This is a genomic window from Pseudogemmobacter faecipullorum (genome assembly GCF_020539525.1).
Taxonomy (GTDB): Bacteria; Pseudomonadota; Alphaproteobacteria; order Rhodobacterales; family Rhodobacteraceae; genus Pseudogemmobacter; species Pseudogemmobacter faecipullorum.
In genome coordinates this window covers 65788-92283 of record NZ_JACDXX010000007.1, presented here as the reverse complement: position 1 = coordinate 92283, position 26496 = coordinate 65788, and the positions used below count along the sequence as shown (strand labels likewise).

The 26496-nt window shown below is 64.0% G+C and carries 21 protein-coding genes and 1 tRNA gene; 19 read left to right on the top strand and 3 right to left on the bottom strand.

Annotated features, from left to right (window positions below; genetic code table 11):
* Positions 1–54 precede the first annotated feature (54 nt).
* A complete protein-coding gene (gene selD, locus H0485_RS09225) occupies positions 55–1113 on the bottom strand; it encodes a selenide, water dikinase SelD (RefSeq protein WP_226935083.1) in 1059 nt (352 codons plus the stop codon).
* Positions 1114–1394: 281 nt separating this feature from the next.
* Here selD and H0485_RS22115 point away from each other — a divergent pair, with 281 nt between their 5' ends.
* The 18 genes from H0485_RS22115 (at position 1395) to H0485_RS09135 (ending at position 21158) form a co-directional block, all read left to right on the top strand.
* On the top strand, positions 1395–1994 hold the full coding sequence (locus tag H0485_RS22115; protein WP_226935082.1) for a molybdopterin-dependent oxidoreductase: 600 nt from the start codon (positions 1395–1397) through the stop codon (positions 1992–1994).
* 12 nt (positions 1995–2006) lie between these two features.
* Complete coding sequence (fdnG, locus tag H0485_RS09215) at positions 2007–4475, top strand: formate dehydrogenase-N subunit alpha (protein WP_226935081.1); 2469 nt, start codon at positions 2007–2009, stop codon at positions 4473–4475.
* On the top strand, positions 4472–5470 hold the full coding sequence (gene fdxH / locus H0485_RS09210) for a formate dehydrogenase subunit beta (protein ID WP_226935080.1): 999 nt from the start codon (positions 4472–4474) through the stop codon (positions 5468–5470). The genes fdnG and fdxH overlap by 4 nt, the downstream gene beginning before the upstream one ends.
* Positions 5470–6171 (top strand): formate dehydrogenase subunit gamma, encoded by a 702-nt coding sequence (locus tag H0485_RS09205; RefSeq protein ID WP_226935079.1) that lies wholly within the window; start codon positions 5470–5472, stop codon positions 6169–6171. The genes fdxH and H0485_RS09205 overlap by 1 nt, the downstream gene beginning before the upstream one ends.
* A 104-nt stretch (positions 6172–6275) precedes the next feature.
* Positions 6276–7187, top strand: coding sequence for a formate dehydrogenase accessory protein FdhE (gene fdhE / locus H0485_RS09200; protein ID WP_226935078.1), 912 nt, complete (start codon positions 6276–6278; stop codon positions 7185–7187).
* Entirely contained in the window at positions 7187–8602 is a 1416-nt protein-coding gene (gene selA / locus H0485_RS09195) for an L-seryl-tRNA(Sec) selenium transferase (protein WP_226935077.1), read from the top strand. Before fdhE ends, selA begins: the two co-directional genes overlap by 1 nt.
* Positions 8599–10521, top strand: coding sequence for a selenocysteine-specific translation elongation factor (selB, locus tag H0485_RS09190; RefSeq protein ID WP_226935076.1), 1923 nt, complete (start codon positions 8599–8601; stop codon positions 10519–10521). The genes selA and selB overlap by 4 nt, the downstream gene beginning before the upstream one ends.
* A 130-nt stretch (positions 10522–10651) precedes the next feature.
* A tRNA-Sec gene (locus tag H0485_RS09185) sits at positions 10652–10747 on the top strand.
* A gap of 179 nt (positions 10748–10926) precedes the next feature.
* The gene (locus H0485_RS09180; protein ID WP_226935075.1) at positions 10927–11997 is read left to right on the top strand and encodes an extracellular solute-binding protein; all 1071 of its coding nucleotides are present in this window, start codon (positions 10927–10929) and stop codon (positions 11995–11997) included.
* Between the two features lie 142 nt (positions 11998–12139).
* Complete coding sequence (gene mnmH / locus H0485_RS09175) at positions 12140–13198, top strand: tRNA 2-selenouridine(34) synthase MnmH (RefSeq protein ID WP_226935192.1); 1059 nt, start codon at positions 12140–12142, stop codon at positions 13196–13198.
* 329 nt (positions 13199–13527) lie between these two features.
* Positions 13528–14220, top strand: a complete 693-nt coding sequence (locus H0485_RS09170; RefSeq protein ID WP_226935074.1) for a helix-turn-helix domain-containing protein — start codon at positions 13528–13530, stop codon at positions 14218–14220.
* A gap of 75 nt (positions 14221–14295) precedes the next feature.
* Positions 14296–15366, top strand: a complete 1071-nt coding sequence (locus tag H0485_RS09165; protein WP_226935073.1) for an extracellular solute-binding protein — start codon at positions 14296–14298, stop codon at positions 15364–15366.
* A 266-nt stretch (positions 15367–15632) separates the two neighbouring features.
* Positions 15633–16481, top strand: a complete 849-nt coding sequence (locus tag H0485_RS09160) for an ABC transporter permease (protein WP_226935072.1) — start codon at positions 15633–15635, stop codon at positions 16479–16481.
* Complete coding sequence (locus H0485_RS09155) at positions 16478–17272, top strand: ABC transporter permease (protein ID WP_226935071.1); 795 nt, start codon at positions 16478–16480, stop codon at positions 17270–17272. The genes H0485_RS09160 and H0485_RS09155 overlap by 4 nt, the downstream gene beginning before the upstream one ends.
* The gene (locus H0485_RS09150) at positions 17269–18375 is read left to right on the top strand and encodes an ABC transporter ATP-binding protein (protein WP_226935070.1); all 1107 of its coding nucleotides are present in this window, start codon (positions 17269–17271) and stop codon (positions 18373–18375) included. Before H0485_RS09155 ends, H0485_RS09150 begins: the two co-directional genes overlap by 4 nt.
* Before the next feature lie 12 nt (positions 18376–18387).
* Positions 18388–19776: an NAD(P)/FAD-dependent oxidoreductase gene (locus tag H0485_RS09145; RefSeq protein ID WP_226935069.1), complete on the top strand. Its 1389-nt coding sequence runs from the start codon at positions 18388–18390 to the stop codon at positions 19774–19776.
* 69 nt (positions 19777–19845) lie between these two features.
* Positions 19846–20199: a cupin domain-containing protein gene (locus H0485_RS09140; protein ID WP_226935068.1), complete on the top strand. Its 354-nt coding sequence runs from the start codon at positions 19846–19848 to the stop codon at positions 20197–20199.
* A gap of 119 nt (positions 20200–20318) precedes the next feature.
* Entirely contained in the window at positions 20319–21158 is an 840-nt protein-coding gene (locus tag H0485_RS09135) for a fumarylacetoacetate hydrolase family protein (protein ID WP_226935067.1), read from the top strand.
* A 62-nt stretch (positions 21159–21220) separates the two neighbouring features.
* Here H0485_RS09135 and H0485_RS09130 read toward each other — a convergent pair whose 3' ends face one another.
* Both H0485_RS09130 and H0485_RS09125 read right to left on the bottom strand, forming a co-directional pair.
* Entirely contained in the window at positions 21221–22102 is an 882-nt protein-coding gene (locus H0485_RS09130; protein ID WP_226935066.1) for a GT-B fold glycosyltransferase domain-containing protein, read from the bottom strand.
* Positions 22099–24213, bottom strand: coding sequence for a glycosyltransferase family 61 protein (locus H0485_RS09125; RefSeq protein ID WP_226935065.1), 2115 nt, complete (start codon positions 24211–24213; stop codon positions 22099–22101). Before H0485_RS09125 ends, H0485_RS09130 begins: the two co-directional genes overlap by 4 nt.
* 229 nt (positions 24214–24442) lie before the next feature.
* On the opposite strand from H0485_RS09125, the gene H0485_RS09120 reads away from it, so the two are divergent.
* Positions 24443–26356, top strand: a complete 1914-nt coding sequence (locus H0485_RS09120; RefSeq protein WP_226935064.1) for a glycosyltransferase family 2 protein — start codon at positions 24443–24445, stop codon at positions 26354–26356.
* The last annotated feature ends 140 nt before the right edge of the window (positions 26357–26496 follow it).

Here is a 26496-nt window from a genome sequence, read left to right as displayed (position 1 = left end):
AAGAAAACGGCGGCGGGATCTGATCCTGCCGCCGTTTTTCGCTTTGTGCCGCGCTCAGGCGATGGCGAGACGCCCCGCCCCGCCGGTCACCTCGCCGATCACGGCGGCCGCGCCAAAGCCTTCGGCACGGAAGATCGCCAGCACCTCAGCCACCGCTTCCGGCGCACAGGCAACCAGCAGCCCGCCCGAGGTCTGCGGATCGCTCAGCAGCGCCTGATCCACCGGCGACATCGCCCGGTTAAAGTCAATCTCAGCGCCGTAGCTGGCCCAGTTGCGCCCCGAAGCGCCGGTGATATAGCCCGCCTCTGCCAGGCCCCGCGCCCGCTCCAGAAGCGGCACTTTCGCCCAGTCGAGCCGGATACCGAGGCCCGCGCCGCGCGCCATTTCCAGCGCATGACCGCCAAGGCCAAAGCCGGTGACATCGGTCATGGCATGCACGCCCGGCAATTTCGCCAGCTTCGGCCCCGGCGTATTCAGCCGGGTGGTGGTCGCGACCATATCAGCATAGCCCGCCTGATCGAGCTGGCCCTTTTTCAGCGCCGCCGAATAGATACCAACCCCGAGCGGCTTGCCGAAAACCAGCACATCGCCTTCCCTTGCGGCAGCGTTTTTCTTCACATGCGCCGGATCAACAAGGCCAAGCGCAACCAGACCATAGATCGCCTCAACCGAGTCGATCGTATGGCCACCGGCGATCGGAATTCCGGCGGCGCGACAGGCCTGCGAGCCGCCATCGAGGATTTTGCCGATGGTCGCGACCGAGAGCACATTGATCGGCATGCCGACCAGAGCCAGGGCGAAGATCGGCGTGCCGCCCATAGCATAGACATCCGAAATCGCATTGGTCGCGGCAATGCGGCCGAAATCCTGCGGATCATCGACAATCGGCATAAAGAAATCGGTGGTGGCAACCAGCGCCTGATGCTCATTCAGCTGATAGACCGCCGCATCATCCGCAGTCTCGATCCCGACCAGCAGCGCTTCCGGGATCGGCAGGGCGGCCGTGCCGCGCAGGATCCCCGACAATACGCCAGGCGCGATTTTACAGCCGCAGCCGCCGCCATGTGACAGCGAGGTCAGCCGGGGTTCAGCCTGGGGTTCGGACGCATTCATCATCGCTCTCCGTCACAATCGGTAAAAGCACCCGCCGCCGCTGCGACAGCCGGGCCAGACCGGGTGCACGGACACTTGTCGCACCCCCCGCCAGCCACAGCAAGCAGGCTGACGCAGCGGCAGTTTTTGCAATCCATGAAAGCTAAGTGCCACGGCTCTGCCCGCTGTCCTTGACAGGCTTGGTTAATCAGGCAAGCTTGGCTGATCTGGAGACGATCACAGCAACCCACAGTGCCTTCCTTTCCAGAGGACTGGCGCCAAGGCAGTTACGGAGGTGTCCCTTGAATATCGACCTTTCGCGCCGCAGCTTTATGAAGCTGTCCGGAGCGGGGGTGGCAGCCACAACTCTGACGGCGATGGGCTTCGCCGATGCAGAGGCAGCCGTCGCGGCTCAGGTGCGCGACTTCAAGCTGGCCACCACCACCGAAACCCGCAACATCTGCACCTATTGCTCGGTTGCCTGTGGCATTATCCTTTATTCCAAAGGGGATCTGGCCGCCGGTGAAAAGGCCGAACTGATCCATGTCGAAGGCGATGCCGATCACCCGACCAATAAGGGCACGCTCTGCCCCAAAGGCTCGGCGCTGAAAGATTATGTGAAGGCCGAGACCCGCCTGACCCAGCCGCGCATCCGCCGCCCCGGCGCGGATAAATTCGAGCCCATCTCCTGGGATGAGGCCCTCGATAAGATCGCCCGCGCCGTCAAGGACGACCGCGATGCGAATCTGATCGAGAAGAACGCCGATGGAGTGACGGTAAACCGCCTGACCACCACCGGCTTCCTCGCCGCTTCGGCCACCACCAATGAGACGGCATGGGCGACCTGGAAGGTCGTGCGTTCGCTCGGCATGGTTGGTTTCGACAATCAGGCGCGCGTCTGACACGGCCCCACGGTGTCCAGTTTGGGCCCGACCTTTGGCCGTGGAGCGATGACGAACTCCTGGACCGATATCAAGAATACCGATCTCGTGATCATCATGGGCGGCAATGCCGCTGAAGCGCATCCCTGCGGCTTCAAATGGGTGACCGAGGCCAAGCACCATCGCGGTGCCAAGCTGATCGTGGTCGATCCGCGCTACAACCGCTCGGCTTCGGTCTCTGATTATTATGCGCCGATCCGTCCCGGCTCGGATATTGCCTTCCTGATGGGGGCGATCCGCTGGATGATCGAGAATGACAAAATCCAGTGGGATTATGTCCGGAACTACACCAATGTCGCCTATCTGGTCCGCGATGACTTCGACTGGCAGGACGGCATGTTCTCGGGCTATGACGAGGAAAAGCGCAGCTACGATCAGACCAGCTGGGACTATCAGATCGGCGAGGACGGCTATGTACTCGAGGATCCGACGCTGCAGAACCCGCGCACGGTCTGGCAGCTGCTGAAGAAACATGTCGCGATCTATACCCCGGAATTCGTTGAGAATGTCTGCGGCACGCCGAAAGATCGCTTCCTGAAAATCTGCGAGATGATCGGCGAGACTGCCTCGCCGACCAGAACCATGACCTCGATGTATGCGCTTGGCTGGACCCAGCATTCCAAAGGCGCGCAGAACATCCGTGGCATGGCGATGCTGCAGCTGCTTCTGGGCAATATCGGCGTTCCGGGGGGCGGGATGAACGCTCTGCGCGGTCACTCGAACATCCAGGGTCTGACCGATGTCGGCCTGATGTCGAACCTGATCCCCGGATATCTGGCGATGCCGCGGGAAACCGAAACCGACTTCACCACCTATATGTCGACCCGGGCCAATAAACCGCTTCGCCCGAACCAGATGAGCTATTGGCAGAACTACGGCAAGTTCATGGTTTCTTTCATGAAATCGCTGTGGGGCGACAAGGCGACAGCTGAGAACGGCTGGGGCTATGACTGGCTGCCGAAGCTCGACATTGCGCAATATGACGCGATGCGCATGTTCGACATGATGAAGAAAGGCGAGGTGAATATTTACTTCTGCCAGGGGTTCAACCCGCTGCTTGCCTTCCCGAACCGGGGCAAGATGACCGAGGCTTTGTCAAAGCTGAAGCTGCTGGTCACTATGGACCCGCTCGAGACCGAAACCGCGGCTTTCTGGGAAAATCACGGCATTCATAATGATGTGGATACTGCCGCGATCCAGACCGAGGTGCTGGAACTGCCCTCGACCTGTTTTGCCGAGGATGAGGGGGCGACGGTCAATTCCGGGCGCTGGCTGCAATGGCACTGGGCCGGGGCCACCCCGCCGGGTGAGGCAAAGACCGACACCTGGATCATGGCGCAGATCTATCTGCGGATCCGCAAACTCTATGAAACCGAGGGCGGCAAGGCCCCCGAACCGGTGCTTAACCTTGCCTGGGACTATGAGGATGCCAATGAGCCCAGAGCCGCAGAACTGGCGCGCGAGCTGAATGGCAAAGCCATAACCACCCTCTATGACGCGGCCGACCCGACGAAAGTCGTGCTGGAAGCGGGCAGGCAGGTCTCGGGCTTTGGCCAGCTGCGCGATGATGGCAGCACTTCCTCGGCCTGCTGGATCTATGCCGGCTGCTTTACCGAAGACGGAAATAACATGGCGCGCCGTGATAATTCCGATCCTTCGGGCATGGGGGTGTTCCAGAACTGGTCCTTCTCCTGGCCGGCCAACCGGCGCGTGCTCTATAACCGCGCCTCCTGCGATCCGGACGGCAGGCCCTGGGATCCGGACCGGGTGCTGATCGAATGGAATGGCGAGAAATGGGTGGGGGCAGATGTGCCCGATATCGCTGTCACCGCCAAACCGCGCGAGGTCGGCCCCTTCATCATGAACCCGGAAGGCACCAGCCGTCTGTTCAGCCGCAAGCTGATGCGCGACGGCCCCTTCCCGACCCATATGGAGCCCTTTGAAAGCCCCGTCGCCAATCCGCTGAACCCTGAGATGCGCGGCAACCCCGTGGCCCGCGTGTTTGAGGACGATCTGGCCAGCATGGGCACCAGCGCGGAATTCCCCTTCGTTGCCACATCCTACCGGCTGACCGAGCATTTCCACTACTGGACCAAGCATAACCGCGTGAATGCGGTGACCCAGCCCGAGTTCTTTGTGGAAATCAGCGAAGAGCTGGCGCAGGAGCGCGGCATCAGCCGTGGCGACCGGGTCCGGGTCTGGTCCAAACGCGGTCAGGTCTGGGCCAAAGCCGTGGTGACCCGGCGGATCCGGCCGCTGATCTGCGACGGTAAACCCGTCCATATCATCGGCATTCCGCTGCACTGGGGCTTTAAGGGCGCTGCGCGCAAGGGCTTTGGCCCGAATACGCTGGGGCCTTTCGTGGGCGATGCCAATATCGAAACCCCCGAATTCAAGGCCTATCTCGTCAATATTGAGCGTGCATCGGAGGGCGTGGCATGACCAGTGAAACCGCACCCCAGCCCTTGACCGCGGCCTCAAACCCGCCGGTCCAGCCGCTGGCCTCAAACCTCCTGGCCAGCGATGTGGTCCGGGCATCGGCCACCGCCGCCCTGCCCGCACCGGCGCGTCAGCTCGACAAAGTGGCCAAGCTGATCGATGTGTCGAAATGCATCGGCTGCAAGGCCTGTCAGACCGCCTGTGTGGAATGGAATGACACCCATCCCGAGCTGGAGGAGAATGTGGGGGTCTATGATAACCCACATGATCTGACGCCCGATATGTACACGCTGATGCGGTTTTCGGAATATACCAATCCGCAGGGCGATCTCGAATGGCTGATCCGCAAGGATGGCTGTATGCATTGCGAGGATCCGGGCTGCCTGAAAGCCTGCCCGGCGCCGGGCGCGATTGTCCAGTATTCCAATGGCATCGTGGATTTCGTCTCGGCCAATTGCATCGGCTGCGGCTATTGTGTCTCGGGCTGCCCCTTCGATATTCCGCGGATCTCAAAAACCGCGCATGTATCGAAGAAATGCACGCTCTGCTCGGACCGGGTGGCCGTTGGTCAGGGTCCGGCCTGCGCCAAGGCCTGCCCCACCCAGGCTATCACCTTCGGCACCAAAGAGAGCCAGATCGCACTGGCCAGTGAGCGGATCGAGGATCTGAAATCGCGCGGCTATGAACATGCCGGGCTCTATGATCCGGCAGGCGTGGGCGGCACCCATGTGATGTATGTGCTCCATCACGCCGATAAGCCCGCGCTCTATGCCGGCCTGCCTGCAGATCCGAAGATCTCGGCGGTGGTCGAGGGCTGGAAGGGCAATGTCAAGACCGTGGGTCTTGCGGCAGTGGGCCTCGCGGCAGCCGGAGCGGTGCTGCATGGCGTGCTCTCAAAGGGCAATCATGTGTCGCAGCAAGAGGAACAGGAGGCTGAAGACCTGGTGGTCAACAGCCAGGGTTCCGTCCCCGCAACTGACAGAGGAGAGCAGCTCTGATGCAGCGTAAATTCTCTGCCCCCGGCGATCACATCGAAAGCGCCAGACCCGTAACCGTCAGCCGTTACCGCGGCTTCACCCGGCTGAACCACTGGGTGACCGCTCTGTGCATGATCGTGCTGATCCTGACCGGCCTCGCCTTTTTCCACCCCGCGCTCTATCCGCTGACCGGCCTGTTTGGCGGCGGACAGGTGGCGCGCTGGCTGCATCCGGTGACCGGCATTGTGCTGTTTTTCAGCTTCGTGCTGCTGTTTTTGCAGATGTGGAAACTGAACCTGCCACGCCGTGAGGATGCCACCTGGATGGCCCGGATCGGCGATGTGGTGGCAGGCCATGAAGAGCGGCTTCCCGAGCTTGGCAAATATAATGCCGGGCAGAAGTTCGTGTTCTGGGCGATGACGGTGCTGATCCTGGTGCTGATCCTCACCGGCTTCATGATCTGGGAGGCGCAGGTGGTACTCTGGCAGGATTACGCCCCCTGGGCGGCCACGATCCCGGCCCGGCGCATTGCGGTGCTGATCCATGCCCTGTCGGCGGTGGGCATCATCCTGATCTTCATCCTGCATGTCTATGCGGCGATCTGGACCCGGGGCACGCTGCGAGCCATGACCACCGGCTCGGTCACCGGCGGCTGGGCCTTCCGCCACCACCGCAAATGGCTGCGCGAACTGGCCAGCCGGAGCGACCGGGCCGGCAATTGAGCCCCGCCCCCTGACCCATGGGCTCCGGCAGCGATTTTGCCGGGGCCTTTTCCTGAGGCTGCCCGCGCTCCGGGCGCGCCCTGCTACCGCCGCGGAGGCTCAGCATGAGCAATGACATTCAGCCCGACCCCTCAATGATCGGCGGCGTCCCTGAGGCGCCGTTTGTTTTTCTGCCCGAGCCGGTGAAACTGTTCACCAGCCGGGCCGCACGTTTCAGCTTCCTCGCCCAGAGCAATACCCTCGCCCCCTATCTGCGCTTTCTCGCCGATCTGTCGCGGCTGCAGGCGCGGCTTTGCCTCTCTGAGCCTGCGCCCGATACGCCGGAGGCTGCGGCCCTGGCCCGGGCGAAAGCCGCAGCCATGCCGCTGATCGACCGCGCCGCCCTGGCCCGCAGCCCGGGGCTGCACCAGCTGCTGGAACGGCTCTGTTCTGAGGCCGCCGGTCTGGAAATGCCCGAAGCCGCCCGGCTCGCCCTGCAGGCGGTCACCACCGCCGATGCGGCAGACCGCGACTGGCTGCTGCAAAATGTGCTTGCCGACACCATCCCCGACGACAGCGCCGCGCCGCATCTGTTTGTTGCGGCAGCGGTGCAGATCTGGCTGGCGCGCATCGCCGCTGCGCTTGATCCGGCGGGAATGCAGAAGGTCGGCAATGCCGCCTGCCCCTGCTGCGGTGGCCGTCCGGTTTCCTCGCTGGTCACCTCGGCGCCCGGGATTGAGAATATCCGCTATGCCGTCTGTATGAGCTGCGGCACGCGCTGGAATGAGGTGCGCATCCATTGCCTGTGCTGTGGCGGCAATCAGGGGCTGAGCTACCGCTCCGCCGAGACCACCGAGGCGACGGTGAAAGCGGAATGCTGCCGGGACTGCTCTTCCTGGGTGAAGATCTTCTACCAGGAAAAGAACCCTTCTCTTGACGCGGTGGCCGATGATGTTGGCAGTATTGGTCTTGATATGATGATGCAGAGCACCAGTCTGAAACGCGGCGGCTATAACCCCTATATGATGGGTTATTGATGGAGGGATTTAGAGCCCTGCCTTCGGTCGATCAGGTTCTGCTCTCGGATGAGGGCCAGGCGCTGATCGCCCGGCATGGCCGTAAGGGCGTGCGTGAGGCTTTACGCGCCCGCCTCGATGAAATGCGCGATGCGATCCGCGCCGGCGAAGACGGAGCGCGCCTGGCCGCCACCCTGCCCGCGCTGATTGCCGCTGATCTGGCGGCGCGCGATCAGACCCGGCTCCGGCCGATGCTGAACCTCACCGGCACCGTGCTGCATACCAATCTAGGCCGCGCCATCCTTGCCGATGCGGCGGTGCGGGCCGCGGTGATTGCCATGACCAGCCCTCTGGCGCTGGAATTTGATCTGGAGACCGGCGGGCGCGGCCAGCGCGATGATCCGCTGCGCACCCTGCTGACCGAACTGACCGGCGCCGAGGATGCGACCATCGTCAATAATAATGCCGCGGCCGTGCTGATCGCGCTGAACACCCTCGCCGGCGGCCCCGATTGCCAGACCCGCGAGGCCATCGTCTCACGCGGCGAGCTGATCGAGATCGGCGGCGCCTTCCGCATGCCCGATATCATGGCCCGCGCCGGGGCCAGGCTGGTTGAGGTCGGCACCACCAACCGCACCTGGCTGCGCGATTATGAGAGCGCGATCACCCCGCAGACCGGGGTCATCATGAAGGTGCATACCTCGAATTACCGTATCGAGGGCTTTACCGCCGAAGTCGGGGCCGCCGATCTGGCGCGCATCGCCCAGGCCGCGCGTGTGCCTTTGCTCAATGATCTCGGCGCAGGCTCGCTGAGCGATCTGTCGCATTTCGGCCTGCGGCGAGAGCCGACCGTCGCCGAGGCCGTGGCCGAAGGCGCGGATCTGGTGACCTTTTCGGGCGATAAACTGCTCGGCGGCCCCCAGGCGGGCTTTATCGTCGGGCGCCGGGATCTGATCGCCCGGATCAATAAAAACCCGATGAAACGCGCGCTCCGGCTCGATAAGATCCGCATTGCCGCGCTGGAGGCGACCCTGCGGCTCTACCGCGATCCCGACCGGCTGGCCGAGCACCTGCCGACTTTGCGCGATCTCGCCCGGCCCCAGGCCAGGATTGCCGCCATGGCGCAAAGCCTTGCGCCCCGGGTCGATGCCCTGCTGCAGCCCCTCGGCTTTGCCGCCGCCCCCTGCCTGACCAGCAGCCAGATCGGCTCGGGCGCGCTGCCGGTCGATACCATCCCCTCGGCGGGATTGCGGCTGACCGGCCAGGGCGGCGATGCGCCCGAGCGGCTGGCCGCCAGGCTGCGCGCTTTGCCGCTGCCGGTGCTGGGCCATATCCGCGACGGGGCGCTGATCCTCGATCTGCGCACGCTGCATGACGAGGCCAGGCTGCTTACGGCCCTCGGCGGAGCCCTGAGCGGAGGCAGATCCGCCCCATGATTATCGGCACCGCCGGTCATATCGACCACGGCAAATCCGCTTTGGTGAAAGCGCTGACCGGCACCGATACCGACCGCCTGGCCGAGGAAAAGGCCCGTGGCATCACCATTGATCTCGGCTTTGCCTATGCCGATCTGGGCGATCCGGTGAGCGGCGCGGCTTCGGGCCGGATCACCGGCTTTGTCGATGTTCCAGGCCATGAACGGCTGATCCGCACCATGCTTGCGGGTGCGGGCGGCATTGATTTCGCCCTGCTGGTGGTGGCGGCGGATGATGGCGTCATGCCGCAGACCCGCGAGCATCTGGCAATCCTGTCGCTGCTGGGCCTGACGCGCGGCGCGGTGGCGCTGAGCAAATCCGACCTCGCCACGCCCGAACAGCTGGCCGCCGCCGAGGCTGAGATCCGCGCCCTGCTGCAGGGCAGCGGTCTGGATCAGGCCCCGGTCTTCCCGGTCTCGGCCCTGAGCGGCGCCGGCCTCGCTGAGCTGCGCGCGGCGCTGGCCCGGGCCGAGGCCCGGACCCATGCCCGCCAGAGCGAGGGGCCAATGCGCCTTGCGGTGGATCGCAGCTTTACCATTGGCGGCGCGGGCACAGTGGTCACCGGCACCCTGCTGTCAGGACGGGTCCGGACCGGCGATCAGGTGATCATCTCGCCGCTCGGCCTGCCCGCCCGGGTGCGCGGCATTCATGCGCAGAATGCAAAGGCTGAGGAAGGCTTTGCCGGGCAGCGCTGCGCGCTGAACCTTGCCGGTGACGGTGTCAGCAAAGAGGCGGTGCGGCGCGGCGATATGATCCTCGCCCCGCAGCTGCATGCCCCGGCCCAGCGCATTGACGCCGAGATGACCCTGCTGGCCAGCGAGGCAAAACCGGTTACCGCCTGGTTCCCGGTGCATCTGCACAGCCAGTCCGCCGAGGTGCCCGCCCGGCTGGTGCCGCTCAAAGGCAGCCTGAACCCGGGCGAGACCGGGCTGGTGCAGCTGGTGCTCGAACATCCGATTGCCACGGCAGCGCTTGACCGCTTTATCCTGCGCGATACCTCCTCGAGCCGCTCGATCGGCGGCGGGTATTTTCTCGACCTGCGCGCGCCTTCGCGCAAACGCTCGACGCCGGCGCGGCTGGCGCTGTTACGGGCGGCGCGCGCAGCCGACCCGGCCCGCGCCCTGCGCCAGCTGCTGGCCGAGGCCCCGGTTGACCTGGCGTTGTTTTTACGCGACCGCGCCCTTGCCCCGGAGCAGGGGCCAGGCCTGCTGCAGGCCGCAGGCGCGCAGCTGAGCGATACTCTGGCGCTCTCGCCCGCCCATCTGAACAGCCTGCGCCAGGGCCTGGGGGAAACCCTCACGGCTTTTCACGCCGAGAACCCCGATCTGGCCGGGCTTGGCCGCGAGCGGCTGCGTCTTGCCCTGACCCCGCGCCTGCCCAAAGAACCCTTCCTCGCCTTCCTGCGCGAGGAGGCGGGCGCAGGCCGGGTGGTGCCCGACGGCGCCTTCCTGCGCCTGCCCGGCCATGCGGTGAAACTCTCGCCCGAGGAAGAGGCGCTGCTGGCCCGCATCTTCCCGGCTCTGACCGGCGAGATGAAATTCCGCCCGCCCCGGGTGCGCGACTTTGCCACTGAATTCGGCATTGATGAGAAAGATGTCCGGCGGGTGCTCAGACACAGTCAGAAGCTGGGCCGCACCGATCAGATCGCCCATGACCATTTCTTCGCCCGCGAGGTGACACGCGAAATGGCCGCGATCATCCGCCAACTTGGCGCCGGGGCCGCAGATGGCTGGTTCACCGCCGCCCTGTTCCGCGATCAGGTGCAGAATGGACGCAAGGTAGCGATTGAAATTCTTGATTTCTTTGACAGGCTGGGGCTGACTTTGCGGCGGGGCGATCTGCGCCGTCTCAATCCGCACCGCGCCGATCTGTTCGACTGAACAGGCGGATGACAGGGCCAGAGAAGGACCACGGCTGAAAAGGATCAGGCCTGAAACGAACCAGGCCTGACAGGGCCGCAGATATGCTCAGCCCCGCGCCCGGCACCCGCCATGGCAGCCAGGGGAGTACGGAAGGGAATCGTCCCCGGTGGGGCGGCTGGTCTTCAAAACCGGTTGGGGCAGCGAGCCTGTCCCGGGTGGGTTCGACTCCCACTCCCCTCCGCCAGCTTTCGCCGCAACCCGTTCCCCAGCTCCCAGCTCCCAGCTCCCAGCTCCCAGCTCTGGCGTTGGTTTTCACCCGCCGCAAGTGGCCATCTGGCCTTTTCACAATGGCCCTTGCGCCTGCGCCGCTCCCTCCCCTCCCATGGCTTAAAAAAGCCGGATAAGACCAATGGGAAGGAATGAATGATGCGCTACAGACCGCTGCTTCTGTGCTCTGCCATGGGCCTTGCTCTCACCCTCAGCAGCGCCGGAGCGGAAACCCTGCGCCTGCTGACCTGGGGCAATTATGCCCCCGATGAGGTGATCGCGCTGTTTGAGGCCGAATATCCCGATATCACCGTCGAGGTGACGCTCTCCAATAATGAAGAGATGATCGCCAAACTGCGCGCCACCAGCGGCGCGGGCTTTGATCTGGCCCAGCCGGGCTATAACCGGGTCGAGGCGGCGCAGGAGGAATTCGGCATCTATAAGCCGATGGATCTCTCTAAGATCGATCTGACCCGGATCGACCCGATGTTGCTGGAGAAGGTCAAAGCCGATACCACGATCGGCGGCGAGGTCTATTCCGTGCCTTTCGACTGGGGCACCACCGGGCTGATGATCGACAAAAGCGCCGCGCCCGGGGTGAAAGACTGGCTCGATCTCTGCGATGAGGCCTATAAGGGCCGCAGCTCGATGCGGCTGCGCCGCTCAATCCTCGTCGGCACCGCCTTCGCACTCGGTCATGATCCCTTCGCCGCCTATTCCGATCTGGCGGCCTATCAGGCCATCCTTGATGATGTGACCGAAACGCTGATCGCCTGCAAAAAGAACCTCAAGACCTATTGGCAGGGCGGGGATGATCTCTCGGCGCTGATGCTTTCGGGCGAGGTGGTGGTGGCCGAGACCTGGGATTCCACCGCGTTCAAACTGTTTGAGCAGAACCCTGATATTCTCTATGTGCCCCCCTCTTCGGGTGCGCTTGGCTGGATTGATACTTTTACCCTGCCGGCGAAGGGCGAGGCTGATGATGCGGCCTATAAATGGATCAACTTCACCTACCGGCCCGAAATCGTGCCGCTGCTTTCCGCCAATACCGGTTCGATCATCGCGGTAACGGATGGGGTCGCCCTGCTGCCCGAGGCGGTGCGCGGCGCGGTCGAGGCCGCTTTCACCCCGGAGGATTTCACCAAAATCCGCTTTGCCGCACAGATCCGCCCCGGGGTTGAGGATCTCGAGGGCAAGGCGCTCGAAAAGATCAAAGCCGCCGAGTAACGAGCAAGGAGCAATTGCGCCGGGGTGGTTGAGCCCCTCCCCGGCGTGGATTATACCCCGATCTCTGCAAAGCGATCCGCTTTGCCGCACTCCTCAGGCTGAGGGGCGTTTTCCTTCTCCCGCTCCGGCCGCCTGAATGACCATGCAGTTTACCCTTTCCTCGGTTTCCGACCCGCTGACCCACGGGTTTGATGAGATTATCGACGTCCGCTCACCGGCGGAATTTGCCGAGGATCACCTGCCGGGCGCGATCAGCCTGCCGGTGCTGAGCGATGCCGAACGCGCCGAGGTCGGCACCATCTATAAACAGGTCTCGCCCTTTACCGCGCGCAAGCTGGGGGCGGCGCTGGTGGCGCAGAATGCGGCGCGCCATCTGCTCGGGCCGCTCGCCGACCGGCCCGGTGGCTGGAAGCCGCTGGTCTATTGCTGGCGCGGCGGCCAGCGCTCAGGCTCATTCGCAACGATCCTCAGCCAGATCGGCTGGCGGGTCTCACTGCTGGGCGGCGGTTATAAGGCCTGGCGGGGCCAGGTGGTCCAGGCGCTTTATGAGCGCGACTTCCTGGCACCGGTGGTGCTGCTCGACGGCAATACCGGCACGGCGAAGACCGATCTTCTGAAACTGCTGCCGGGGCATGGCCTGCAGGTGCTCGATCTTGAGGGGCTGGCCGGGCATCGCGGCTCGCTGTTTGGCGCGATGGGCGAACAGCCGGGGCAGCGCTGCTTTGAGGGTCGGCTGGCCGTGGCCATGGCCGCGCTTGATCCGGCACGCCCGGTGGTGATCGAGGCCGAAAGCGCACAGATCGGTGAGCGCCGCTTGCCGCCGGGTCTGTGGCGGGCGATGTGCGCCGCGCCGCGCATTGAGCTGCAGGTCAGCGAGGCCGAACGCGCCCGCTATCTCGCCCGGGCCTATGCTGATGTCGTCGCCGACCCGGCACGGCTGCTGCAGATCCTAGAGGCGCTTCGCCCCTGGCAGCCCGCCAGACGCATTGCCGACTGGCAGGCTGCCATGGCGGCGGGCGATTTTGAGGCTCTGGCCGCGGGGCTGATCCGGCATCATTACGATCCGCGCTATACCCGCCACCGCGCCCGGGTCGAAACCCCGCGCCACCTGCTGGAGGCCGGATCGCTGGCCAGCGCCGATCTGCCCGGCCTTGCCGCCAAAATCGCGGCGCTGACCCTGCGCCTCAGCCCGGCCGGCTAACGCCAGAACTGGCCTGATCCCGCTCCCGGCCCGCTCCCTTTGCAGGCTGCAGCGGCTGCTGCCGGGACAGAAATCCGGTTCTGTGCTGTTCAGAGGCCGGGAGAACTGAGGGAAAACAGCGCGCATCATATTTTAAATTACTGTTTTTAAACGGTAATTAAATATGATCAAAAATCAGAAAACCATGATTGCACGAATCGTTGCACTGACGTTAAGGTCTACTTAACAATTGTACAGTGCGTCACTCAGACGCGGCCAGAGAATGCCGCGCGGCCTAGGCGAGGGTCAGGGGAACGCAGCCGACAGAAACGGGGGGAGGCACGTCATTTATGGCGCAGGATATGCATGACAGCACGCCGCAGCACGGCGGACCGGATGTCGCGGATGAGGCCGAGACCCGCAACCGGCTTGCAGCAAAGCTGCGCCAGCTGCGCAAGGCCAGCGGCTATTCCCTGCGCCAGGTGGCCGAGGCCACCGGCACCTCTGCCAGCTTTCTCAGCCAGGTCGAGCGCGGGCTGAGCGGGGCCAGCACCTCCTCGCTGATGCGGCTGGCCAATTGCTTTGGCTGCTCGATCTCGGAGCTCTTCGCCGCCGCCGAGATCAGCCGCGATCCGGTGCTGCGCCGCGCCGAACGCCCGGCACTGCCCGAGCTTGAAGGCCATCGCAAGATGCTGATCTCGCGCCGGCCACTGACCACTTTCGAGAGCTATGTCTCGGAATTCGCCCCCGGCGGCTCGACCGGGCCGGATCAGTATACCCATGGGGACAGCCATGAGATGATCCTCGTGCTCACCGGCAAAGCCCTGATCGAGCTCGGCCCCGAGAGCTATCAGCTTGATGCCGGGGATTGCATCGAATTCATGTCTTCGGTGCCGCACCGGGTGGCCAATGCCGCTGAAGGCGCAACCTCGGTGCTGTTCATCACCTCACCCCCGACCTCCTCGCCCGGGTATCTGGCCGGCTTTCGTCCAGAGCCCGACGATGAGGAAGATCACGAGACCGAAAGCAGGCCCCGCCCCTGAAGGGCCGGGCCTGAGCCACAGGGCCGGAAGAACCGGCCGAGCGCGCGACATTTACCCATCAACCGGGAGATTAACATGAAGACCACCTACCTGACCGGCGCCCTGCTCGCACTTATGGCCAGCTCTGCTCTGCCCGCCCTGGCCGAAGGCCCGGTCGCAGGCGAAGCCGCCGAGGGCTCACTGGCGGGCAAGACCCTGACCTTCGTTTCCTATGGCGGCATCTATCAGGATGGTCAGATCGCCTCGCTGCAGGGCTTTGCCGACAAGACCGGCGTCACGCTGCTCTCGGACGGCCCGACGGAATCGGCCAAGATCCAGGCCCAGGTTGAGGCCGGAAATGTGCTCTGGGATGTCGTCGATACCGGCGATTACATGCCCTATGTCCATTGCGGCACCCTGTTCCAGAAGCTCGATTTCTCGAAGCTCGATATTTCGAAAGTCCCCGAGGGCCAGGTCGGGGAATGCTCGGTTCCCGCGATGAACTACGCCGTTATGTTCCTCTATAATAAGGACAAATGGCCAGAGAACGGCCCCGCTTCCTGGGCTGACTTCTTCGATACCGAGAAATTCCCCGGCACGCGAGGCATCCCGGGTTATGCCGATGCCGAAGGCTTTATGGTCGAGCTTGCCCTGCTCAATGACGGCGTGGCGAAAGAGGATCTGTTCCCCGCAGATATCGACCGTGGCCTGAACAAATGGCGCTCGATGCGCGATGATCTGGTGATGTGGACCACCGGCGCCGAAAGCCAGCAGATGATCGAATCCGGTGAGGTGGATATGGTCATGGTCTGGTCGGGCCGTGGCAAAGGCGCGCTGGAAAATGGCGCCAATTATGAGCCGGTCTGGCAGGACTGGGTGGTGGTCAAAGACCAGATCACCATTCCGGTCGGAGCCAAAGACCCCGATGCCGCCTATGCGCTGATCAACTATTACCTCGGCGTCGAGGCGCAGACGATCATGGCCGAGCAGACCTCCTACTCGCCGATCAACACCGATGCAAAGCCCAGTGTCGATGAGCTGACCGCTTCCTTCATGACCAACACCCCGGAAAAACAGGCACTGGCCTATAATCAGAACGTTGCTTTCTGGGTCGAGAATTACGACGAATTTACCCAGAAATGGGCCGAATTCATCGCCGGGAACTAAGCCCCCCGGGATGTCTCGGGCGGGGCCGATGACCGGCTCCGCCCGTCCTGATAACGACCCCGGGGCGCGCGTGTGAATGCACCCCGGGGCTCGGCTGCCCTGCCGCCCTTGAGCCGCTTTGGCAGCCTGCCTGCCCCAGCTGTCCGCCTGTCCCTCCGCCTGTCAGAAACCCTGCCTGTCCCTCCTGTCCCTCGCCTGCCGGATCTGCTGCCCGCCAGTGCTCCGCCTCCTTCTTCTTCTTTCCCTTCCCCCGCCTGGAGGAGATTATGTCTTCATCTCCCGTCTCACGCCTGCTCGGCAGCCCGGCTTTGCTGATCCTGCCGGCCCTTGCAGTGCTGATCCTTGTGATGGCTGTGCCGCTGGGCACGGTCATCCTGCGCAGTTTTTCCGAGCCCGAACCCGGGCTGCAGAACTACATCTGGTTCTTCAACACCCCGGTGAATATCACCGTGCTGATCCGCACCTTCCGCATCGCCGCCGTGGTCACGCTCTGCTGTGTGCTGGTGGCCTATCCCTATGCTTTCGCCATGTCGGTCGCAGGGCCGCGGCTGAAGCTGATCCTGATCATGTGCGTGCTGGTGCCGTTCTGGGTCTCGGGCGTGGTGCGCACCCTCGCCTGGGTGATCCTGCTGCAGGACAGCGGCGTCATCAATAAAACCCTGGTGGCGATGGGCTTTGACAAGGTCAAGCTGATCCGCACCCAGCTGGGAGTCACCATCGGCATGACCCAGGTGCTGCTGCCCTTCATGATCATGCCGCTTTACGCGGTGATGCGCGGCATTGATCTGCGGCTGATCCAGGCCGCCAAGAGCCTTGGCGCCCATCCGGTCAAAACCTTCTTCCAGGTCTATCTGCCGCTCTCGCTGCCCGGGGTCTTTGCCGGGGCAACCATCGTCTTCATCCTGGCGCTTGGCTTCTACATCACACCGCTGCTGCTCGGCGGTTCGCAAAGCTCGATGCTCTCGACGCTGGTACAGCAACAGGTTCTGTCGCTGCTGAACTGGGGCCGGGGCGGCGCAATGGGTGTGGTGCTGCTGGTGGCAACCTTTGGCCTGCTGGCGCTGGCCGCGCCGCTGATGCGCACGAAATACAAGATGAGCGGAGGCAGCCGATGAAACGCTTTAACCCCGGCAGGCTGCTGCTTGGCCTGACCTGCCTTCTGATCGCGCTCTGGCTGATGGCCCCGACCCTCGTGGTGGTGCCGATGTCATTCGCCGAGAAGAAATCGCTGGCCTTCCCGCCTTCGGGCTATTCGCTGAAATGGTATGCGAATTTCTTCACCAATCCGCAGTGGTTTGACAGTTTCATCACCTCGCTGAAACTGGCGCTGATCGTCTCGCTGGTTGCCACGGTTTTTGGCACCATGGCCGCGATTGGCCTCGACCGGATGAAATCGCGGTTCTCGGGGCTGATCCGGGCGCTGCTGATCACGCCGATGGTGGTGCCGGGCGTTGTGCTCGCAGTGGGGATTTACGCAGTTTACCTCAACACCAGCCTCGTCGGCACCTGGACCGGCTATATCTTCGCCCATACCCTGCTGGCCGTGCCCTTCGTGCTGATCGCAGTCGGCGCCAACCTTGCGGTCTTTGACCAGCGTCTCGAGACCGCCGCTGCCTCGCTCGGCGCCTCAAAGCTGACCACTTTCTTCACCGTCACTTTGCCGCTGATCCTGCCGGGCATCCTGTCGGGCGCGCTCTTTGCCTTCGTCACTTCCTTTGATGAGGTCATCGTCTCGCTCTTCATCACCAGCCCGCAGCTCAAGACCCTGCCGGTGCAGATCTTCTCATCGATGACCCGTGACGCTGACCCGACCGTGGCGGCTGTCGGCTCACTGATCTTCCTGACCACCACTGTCGTCATCGGCCTCGCGCTGATCTTCGGCACCCGTAAGGGACGTAAAGCATGACCCAGTCACCCAAAGGCGCAAGCATCCATATCGACGGCTGTTCGAAATTCTACGGCAGCTTCACCGCGCTGGATAATGTCTCGCTTCAGGTCCAGCCGGGAGAGTTCATCTCTTTCCTCGGGCCGTCGGGCTCGGGCAAGACCACCACGCTGAACCTGATCGCCGGTTTTACCGATCTCTCGCAAGGCGAGATCCGGATGGGCGACCGGCCGATCTCCAATGTGCCCTCGCATAAGCGCAATATCGGTGTGGTGTTCCAGCATTACGCTTTGTTCCCGCATATGACCGTGGCCAAAAACGTCGCCTATCCGCTGCGCCAGCGCGGCGTGGCCAGGGCCGAATGCGAAAAACGGGTGAAAGAGGCCCTGGCCAAGGTGCATCTTGAGGCTTTCGCGCATCGCTATCCTTCCGAGCTTTCGGGCGGCCAGCAGCAGCGTGTCGCCCTCGCCCGGGCCATGGTGTTCAATCCCGGCGTGCTGCTGATGGATGAGCCGCTCGGCGCGCTGGATAAGAAGCTGCGCGAAGTGCTGCAGCTCGAGATCCGCCGCATTCACCGCGAGATGGGCTCGACCTTTGTCTATGTGACCCATGATCAGGAAGAGGCGCTGGTGCTGTCGGACCGGATCGCCATTTTCAACAAGGGCCGGATCGAGCAGGTCGGCACCGGGCATGAGCTCTATCAGAACCCCGCCACCCTGTTTGTGGGCCAGTTCATCGGCGAAAGCTCGGTGCTGCGCGGTTCGCATGAGGCGGCGGGCGATCATACCGCTCTGATGGTCTCGGGCCAGCGCGTTCTGGCAGCGGGCAGGCCCCAGGGCAGCGGCGCCCAGGTGATCCTGCTGCGCCCCGAGGATGTGACCATCCAGGCCCCGGGCACCGGCACCCGCGAGGATCGCAGCAATCTGCTCCAGGGCGTGGTGCGTGAGGCGATCTATCTCGGCTCGGCGATGAAATATGAGGTGGCGCTGCCCGATGGCACGGCGCTGCTGGCACGCTCGGCCCCGGGCGAGCGCGTCTTTGCCATCGGGGAAGCGGCAGAGATTGCCTTCGCGCCGCATAGCGCACGGCTTCTGACCGATGACGGTTCGCAGGGCGGACATTAAGGAATGGCTCAGATGGATGTAAAAAAGAACGGCGAGGTCTCGTTCTGGCATGCCGATATGGGGGGGCTGCCCGGCTATCGCCCGGCCCTTCCAGGCGATATTTCGGTCGATATCTGTATCGTCGGCGCCGGTTTCACCGGCCTGTGGACCGCCTATTATCTGCATGAGGCGGATCCTTCGCTGAAGATCGCCGTGGTCGAGAAGAATTTCGCCGGCTATGGCGCCTCGGGGCGCAATGGCGGCTGGTGCTCGGGCGAGTTTTCCTGGAGCCGCGACCGCTATCTCTCGACCGGCAGCCGCGAGGGCGTGATCGAGTTTGAGCGCCAGCTGCGCTCGACCGTCGCCGAAGTGCAGCGCGTCACCGAGAAAGAGGGGATCGACTGCGATTTCCTGATGACCGACTGCCTGAGCTATGCCCAGAGCCCGGCGCAGTTCGACCGGCTGCAGAAATCCTATGAAGAGGCGATGTCCTGGCAGGTGCCGACCACCCGGCTTGAGATGATCGGCGCGGCCGAGGCCTCGGAGCGGATCAGGGTAGACCGGGCGCATGGCGCGCTGGTGCGGCACGGCGTGGCCCGGGTTCAGCCCGCCAAACTGGTGCGCGGTCTGGCCAAAGTCGTCGAAAAACGCGGCGTTACCATCTATGAACAGACCGAGGTCACCCGGATCGAAAAGGGCCTTGTGACCACGGCGCGCGGCAAGGTCCGGGCGAAGAAGATCGTGCGTGCCACCGAGGGCTATACCCATGGCATCCCCGGCAATGAGCGCGAATGGATCCCGATGAACAGCGCGATCATCGTGACCGAGCCTTTGCCCGATGCGCTCTGGGATCAGATCGGCTGGAAAGACAGCCAGCTGCTCGCTGATGGCGCCCATGCCTATTGCTATGCCCAGCGTACCCGCGAGGGGCGGATTGCGATGGGCGGGCGCGGTGTGCCCTACCGTTTCGGCTCCAGGACCGACACCAATGGCGTGACCCAGCCGGCGACGATCGGGATGCTGAAAGACATTCTTTATAAGATCCTGCCGCAGACCAGGGGTCTTGCGCTTGATCATGCCTGGTGTGGTGTGCTCGGCGTGCCGCGCGACTGGTGCACCTCTTCGGGCATGGATCCGAAGACCGGCATCGGCTGGGCCGGGGGCTATGTGGGCCTCGGCGTCTCGACCTCGAATTTCTCGGGCCAGACCCTCGCCGATCTGGTGCTCGAGAAAGACACGATCCGCACCTCTCTGCCCTGGGTGAACCGTCGCCCACGCAAATGGGAGGTGGAGCCTTTCCGCTGGCTGGGCATCCACGGCATGTATCAGCTCTACCATATGGCTGATGCGCGTGAGGCGCGGGCGGGCGGCAAAAAGACCTCGGCCTTCGCCACCCTCGCCAATAAGCTGACCGGCCGCTGAGGCCGGTTCTGCCGCAGCCCGCACCCCGGTGCGGTGCTGCGGATTCCTGATATTCTACGGAGCTGACAGATGATCGACCTTTCCGTTTTCACCGGCCTCGCCGGCATTGACCTCGGCGCGATGAAAGACAAGCCGACCACCCTGACCCCCGGTCAGCAGGAAGCGGCAAAATCGCTCTGGACCTCGCCCTGCGGCACGCTCGACATCGGTCTGTGGGAGGCCAACCCGGGCCAGTTCACCGCCGACCGCTCGGGCGCGGCCGAGTTTTGCTATTTCCTCGAGGGCAAAATCGTCATGACCCATGTCGATGGCACGAAAAAGACCCTCGGCCCGGGCGATGCGATCATGCTGCCCAAAGGCTGGAAAGGCACCTGGGAGATTGTCGAACATACCCGCAAGATCTACGCCTTCTTCTCGGCCTGATCCTGCCCATATGGCCGGGGCGGAACCCCTCCGCCCCGGCCTTGCATCTCTCTGATTTTCCTCGCAGCATCCACCGTGATTGCTAAAAAACATGCACGAGGCATGGGGGAGAACTCAGGATGAAACTGCTTCGGTATGGCGCGCGCGGCGCAGAAAAGCCGGGGATGCTCGACGCAAAGGGGCAGCTGCGCGACCTCTCGGCGCATATTCCCGATCTGGCGGGAGCGGTGCTGAGCGATCTCTCGCGGCTGAAAGAGATCGATCCCGAAAGCCTGCCGCTGGTCGGGGGCAGCCCGCGGATCGGTGCCTGTATCGGCAATGTCGGAAAATTCCTCTGCATCGGGCTGAACTATTCCGATCACGCCGCCGAGGCCGGGCTGCGCGTACCGCGTGAGCCGGTGCTTTTCGCCAAATATACCTCTGCGATCTGCGGCCCGGATGATCCGATCCTGATCCCGCGCGGCTCGGAAAAAACCGACTGGGAAGTTGAGCTGGGTTTCGTCATCGGCAAGCCCGGCAAATATATCGCCGAGGCAGATGCGCTGAGCCATATCGCGGGCTATTTCGTCGCCAATGATGTCTCAGAGCGCAATTTCCAGACCGAGCGTTCGGGCCAGTGGTCCAAGGGCAAGGGCTGCGATAATTTCGGCCCGATCGGCCCCTGGCTGGTCACGCCGGATGAGGTGCCCGATCCGAATAATCTGCAGATGTGGCTGAAGGTGAATGATCAGCTGATGCAGAATGGCACCACCGCCAATATGGTGTTCAAAGTGCCCTTCCTCGTCGCCTATCTGTCGCAGTTCTTCACGCTGCATCCCGGCGATGTGGTCATCACCGGCACCCCGCCCGGCGTCGGCATGGGGATGACGCCGCCGCGCTTCCTGAAAGCGGGTGACCGGGTCAGCCTTGGCATCGACGGGCTGGGCGAGCAGCACCAGCTTTGCGAAAACGACGCCTGAGCCTGCCCCTGCTGCAACTATCCCTGTGGTCCGGGGGAGCAGAACGCCCCCCGGACTTAGGCTTACAGACCGCGCCTGCGAACTTGGGCGATGCGGCGCACGCCCGCATGTCTTTCGAGCATATCCTTGGCCTGGCGCGCGAGGCCCACTTCTTTCAGCAGCTCCCATTGCCGGTAATGCACGGTGAAAATCTCCTCGCCCTCAGGCAGCGGTTCGCCCCGCAATCTGCCGCCGAGGATGAAATGCTGCGCATCGGGCAGGATGTTCCAGTCCAGCCCGGCCCGGCGTATCGCCAGCGGCAGTGACAGCTGGTCCAGATAGGGCCGTTTTTTCGGCACCTCCGGGGCCGCGTCGATCTCGCGCGCCACCTGCATCCAGACCTCGGGAAAGCTGAGCCCCTCTGACGTGCGGTGATGTTCGGGAAAGCTGAACAGGCCCGAGGAGAAATAGGGCAGCCCGGGCGCGCCTTTTCTCTGCTTCATCGGCCGGAAGCGCTCCTCTGGCATCTCCATGCGGCAGATGCGGTAGATATCCTGCCAGATCGATTGCGGTGCCCAGTTCATCGAGGCGGCTTTCGACAGGCTGACATGGCCCGGGCGCGTGATATTGCCGATCTGATTGGGGCGGATGCACAAAACATCCGAATCTATGAAACATGAGAATTCGGTCTCGCGTTTCTCGAGCGATGCCAGAAGCTTATTGCCATGCGGATAGGGTGGATCGAAACGGCCCTCAGTCGCAAAACCCCGCAGCTCACAGTTCAGCCGCGACAGAACCTCGCGCACATCCGGGCTGATCCCGCCCAGTTTTTCCGCCGGGCAATAGCCGATCAGCACCAGCTCCGGACCGAACTGCTGGCGCAGGCTGGCGGCCAGGTAGCAGGCCATCAGCTCATAAGAGGGCGGCTCGACAATGAAATAGACGCTCAGAGATCCGGGGCTCATCCTTCCTCCTCTGCGCCATGCGCCTCACCCGGCAGCAGCGCCCGGAAGGTCTGGCCGCGCCGGTCCTCATAGCTTTCCAGCATGGCGAGCAGCTCGGGTTCAGAGGGACAATCCGGCCGGAACCCCGGCTTGAGATAGCCGCGCCCGGCCAGTTCAGCAAAGAGGCGCGGGAAATCCAGCTCGCCGATCGAGCGGTAATCCGCCCGCCCGGCATCCCCTGCCACCCAGTCATTGCGGATCACCCGGATCACATCAATCTCCAGCCCGAGGAAGGCGCGGTACTGCAGCTGATAATCCGCGACATTCGCCGCCGAGCGGCGCAGGATCATGGCCACTTTGCCACCCGCAGGCATGACATAGGCCGCCAGATGCAGCGCCGAGCCATCCAGCGCCACGATCTGGCGCGCCGCCTTATAGCGGGCGATCTGCACCTCCAGCGGGTGCTTCTCGGGGTGGAAGATCTCATAGCCTTGGGCGGCGAGATTATCCTCGATCACCCTCTCGCCCAGCACGCCACCTTTGGCCGGATTCAGCCGCGCGCGGGAGATATAGAGTTTTTCGCCGCCCTCAGCGGGTGCGGCGGCCGAGAGCCGCGACTGCATGAAGGCGCGATAGGCCGGTGAGCCGGCATAGCGTTCCAGCCAGCCAAAGCCGAGTTCGGGCAGGATCAGCCGCTCGACCCGCAAAGGCGTGGCAAAGGTCTGCACCGGCAGATCGAGGCCCAGCAGGCGAAAGAACGGCGCCTGGGCCTTAATGGCGCGGCGCACCGCCCCCGCCTCGCCGCGGTAAGGCAGATAGAGCAGCGAATCGGGCCGGGTTTTCAGATGATCCAGCGCCCAGAGCCGGGCGGTGGATTCCACGAGGAAATGCCCGAAATGACCGCGAAAATGCCCGGCAAACAGATGCGTGCCCGGCAGATCCACCACCGCCTCGCCCGGGGCAAGCGCGGGTGCGGGCGAGGATACCCGCGCCCGGATCCAGGCTTTTGACAATTCAACCCAGTGACCGCCCGGGGTCAGCACCCCCGCTGCATTGGGGCGGTCATGCGGGCGCTCGGGCAGGACCAGCGCGCCGGGTATGGTCAGGATCTCGCCGGTAAAGGGCGCGGGCGGGGTGCCGATCACCTGACGGGTGATGTCCTGCGCCCGGCTTTCAGCCTTTCTCCCGTCGCGCAGACGGCGGGCAAAGCGACGTGGAAAGCGGCTCCCGGGCTCAAGTTTTGCCAGATGGCGCGCGGCGCCAAGCGCCAGCTGGTGATGGCCTTTCTCTGCCGCATGGGTCAGCAGCGCCTTTTGCCAGGGCAGAAGCCCGCGCCGGGCCCGCAGCGCCTTTGCGAAGGCCGCAGCATCCAGCCGCCCCTCGGCCATAGCCTCGATCAGCCCCTGCAACAGGCCCAGCGCCTTCAGCTGCCGGATCGCCCGGTGCCCCAGTAAAGGCGCACGCAACAAAGTCAGCCGGGATGAACCAAGCCTTTGCACATGGGCGCGGTCCTCGGCGATGAAAGGATCATAGAGCACACAGATCTCGCGCCCGGCACTGCTCTCTGCCGCATCGCGCCCCGGCCCCTGCCAGTCCCAGCGCCGGCTGGCATAGCGGTAGCGCTTTTCAAAGGGCACCAGATCCGGGGCGAGGCTGGTCTGCGGGCTGAAGGCCAGCACCGCCGCGCCCGGCACCAGCGCCGAGAGGCTGAGCGCGGCAAAGCCGCCCATCGAGGCGCCGACGAAGAGCACCCGGCGAAAACCGGCGAAGAACCCCGCCGCCTGCAATTCGCGCAGCAGGCGCGGCGCATCCTCATTGCGATACCAGTCACGCTGGCTGGCGATCAGGCCAAGGATGGAAAAACCGCCCTTCGCCGCCCGGGCCTGCAGCCAGGGCTGGGGCGGCTCATATTCGCCGATCGAGCCGAGATTGTCGAAAGTGACCAGCAAGATATCCGAGCGGCGGATGAACCAGGCATCGACCAGCCCGCCCGGCCAGAAAAAACTGTCGCGCCCGGCGTGATCTCCGGCCGCTGCAATCGCGCCCGGCTTTGGGAAAAGCGCAGGCATGGGCGCGCTGGCAGCCTCTGGCGCCTCGCCCCGCTCTGGCCGATGATCGCTGTCGCGCGGCATAGCTTCCCCTCCCGGTCTGGTCAGAGCCTAGTCGGGAAAAACTATGGCGGCAAAGGGGCGTAAAAGCTGAATTCACAGGGCAGGGCGCAGTGTGATCTGAGCGCGGCCCGCTGCCCCCCCTCGCCCGGCTATGAAAAGCCCGGCGCTTTGGTAAAGATTGCCCAGGTGGCGGCTTATTCCTGCCGCATCCCTGCGTCACAAGCGCGGCCAGACTGACGGAGCCCGACCTTTGACCGCTGAGACCCGCCCCGCCGCCCCGCATGACCGGGCCCCTGGCCCTGACGCCCCGCCGCCCCGCCCGCGCGGCGCCTCGGCCCTCTGGGGCAGCGTGCCCTTCGCGCTGCAAGCACCGCGCTCGGCGCATGGCCAGGTGACGGCGGTTTCGATGATGAAGGACGAGGGGCCCTATGTGCTGGAATGGGTGGCCCATCACCTCGCCATCGGCTTCACCGATCTGGTGGTCTATACCAATGACTGCTCGGACGGCACCGATGATATGCTGATCCGGCTGGAAGAGCTGGGCCTTGCGCATCACCGCCGCAATGTCATTCCCGAAGGACTGCGCCCGCAGCCCTCGGCCCTGAACCATGCCGGGGCCGAGCCGGTGGTCAGCCTCTCGGACTGGGTTATGGTGTTTGATGCCGATGAATTCCTCTCGATCCGGCACGGCGATGGCGGGCTGGAGGGGCTGCTCGGGGATGCCGTGGCGAAAGGCGCGAATGGCATTGTCATCACCTGGCGCATCTTTGGCTCGGGCGGGGTGCAGGACTGGAGCCCTGCCCCGGTCACCGAGCAATATCTGCTGGCCGCGCCAAAGGACTGGAACAAGGGCTGGGGGGTGAAAACCCTGTTCCGCTATGATCCCGAGCATTGGAAGCTCGGCATTCATCGCCCGAAGATCAGATCAAAATGGCTGAAGACCCATTTCCCCGATCAGGTGAAATGGCTGAACGGCTCGGGCCGCGAGATGGAGGATTACTTCAAATTCCGCGGCTGGCGCTCGATCACCCGGACCGTCGGCTATGACCAGGTGCAGCTGAACCATTATGCGGTGAAATCAATCGACAGCTATGCGATCCGCAAGCTGCGCGGCAATGTGAACAACAAGAAAGATAAGTATAATTCCGATTACTGGGCGCTGCAGGACCGCAATGAAGAGCGCGATGAGACCATGCTGCGCTATAAGACGCGCCGCGACGCGCTGATCGGAGCGCTGCTTGAGGATCCGGTGCTGGCCGAGCTGCATCACAGGGCGCTCGCGCGGGTGGAGGCGCGGCTCTCTGAACTTCGCACCAGCCCTGCCTATCATGAGCTGGTGACGGGCCTGCAGGCCGCCTCGCAAATGCCCATCGGGCAGATCAGTGCGAAACCGCCCCAGGCGCGAGATCCGGCAAAGATTGCCGCCCTGATGAGCGAGGTCGAGAAGGCCCGCAGCGCAAGCGCCCGCACCGCCCGTAAAGAGGCCCCGCGCGAGGCTGTGCTGCCTTTGCCCTCGGGCAATTACCCGCAGCAGCCGCGCGCCCCCGGACCCGAGGGGCCCCGGGGCGAATGGGTGCTCAATCACAGCCTGCGCCTGCCGCTGGATCCGGACCTGTTCTCGGCCCCGGCGCTTGGCGCAATTGCGCGTGGCAAGTTCGAGCGCGGTCTCGCCCGCCGCCTGCCCCAGGTGCTGGAGGAAAATGCCCGCCTGCTCAGCATCGGCGCCGGGATCGGCTTTATCGCCGCGCATCTGGCCCGGCTGCGCCCCGATCTGAGCCAGCTGATCCAGGAAGAAGACCCGGCCCTGCGCGCCGGGCTGATCCAGGTCTTTGCACAAAATGAAATTACCTTCCGCCCGGCACTGCGGCTGGAAGAGCGCAGCCTCTCCCCGGCGGATCTGCCCGGCTATATCGCGGCTGAAAGCCCCGATGCCCTGGCCCTGGCCGATGGCCGGATCAGCCCCGCTGATCTGGCCGCGATCCTTGGCGCGGCGGCCCCGGCGCAGCTTTTCCTCTCGGGCCGGCTGCTGGAGGCCAACCGCGACCGGCTGGCGGAATATGAGGCTGTACTGCAGGCGGCAGGCTATCTGGCAGTGCCGGGCTTTGACCCCGGCCTGACCCTGTTTCGCATCCGCAAAGCCAGCCCGCCCGACAAACCGGGCTGAGGCAGGGCCTGGCCGCATGCAGAGCTGAACAAAGCCCGGCACGCCCGGGGCAGTGAAAATCACCCTTCCGCCATTTTCACGCCATGAGATTACCCCGCCCTCTCGCCAGACCGGCAGAAAGGCCTGGCTTTTCCGACCCC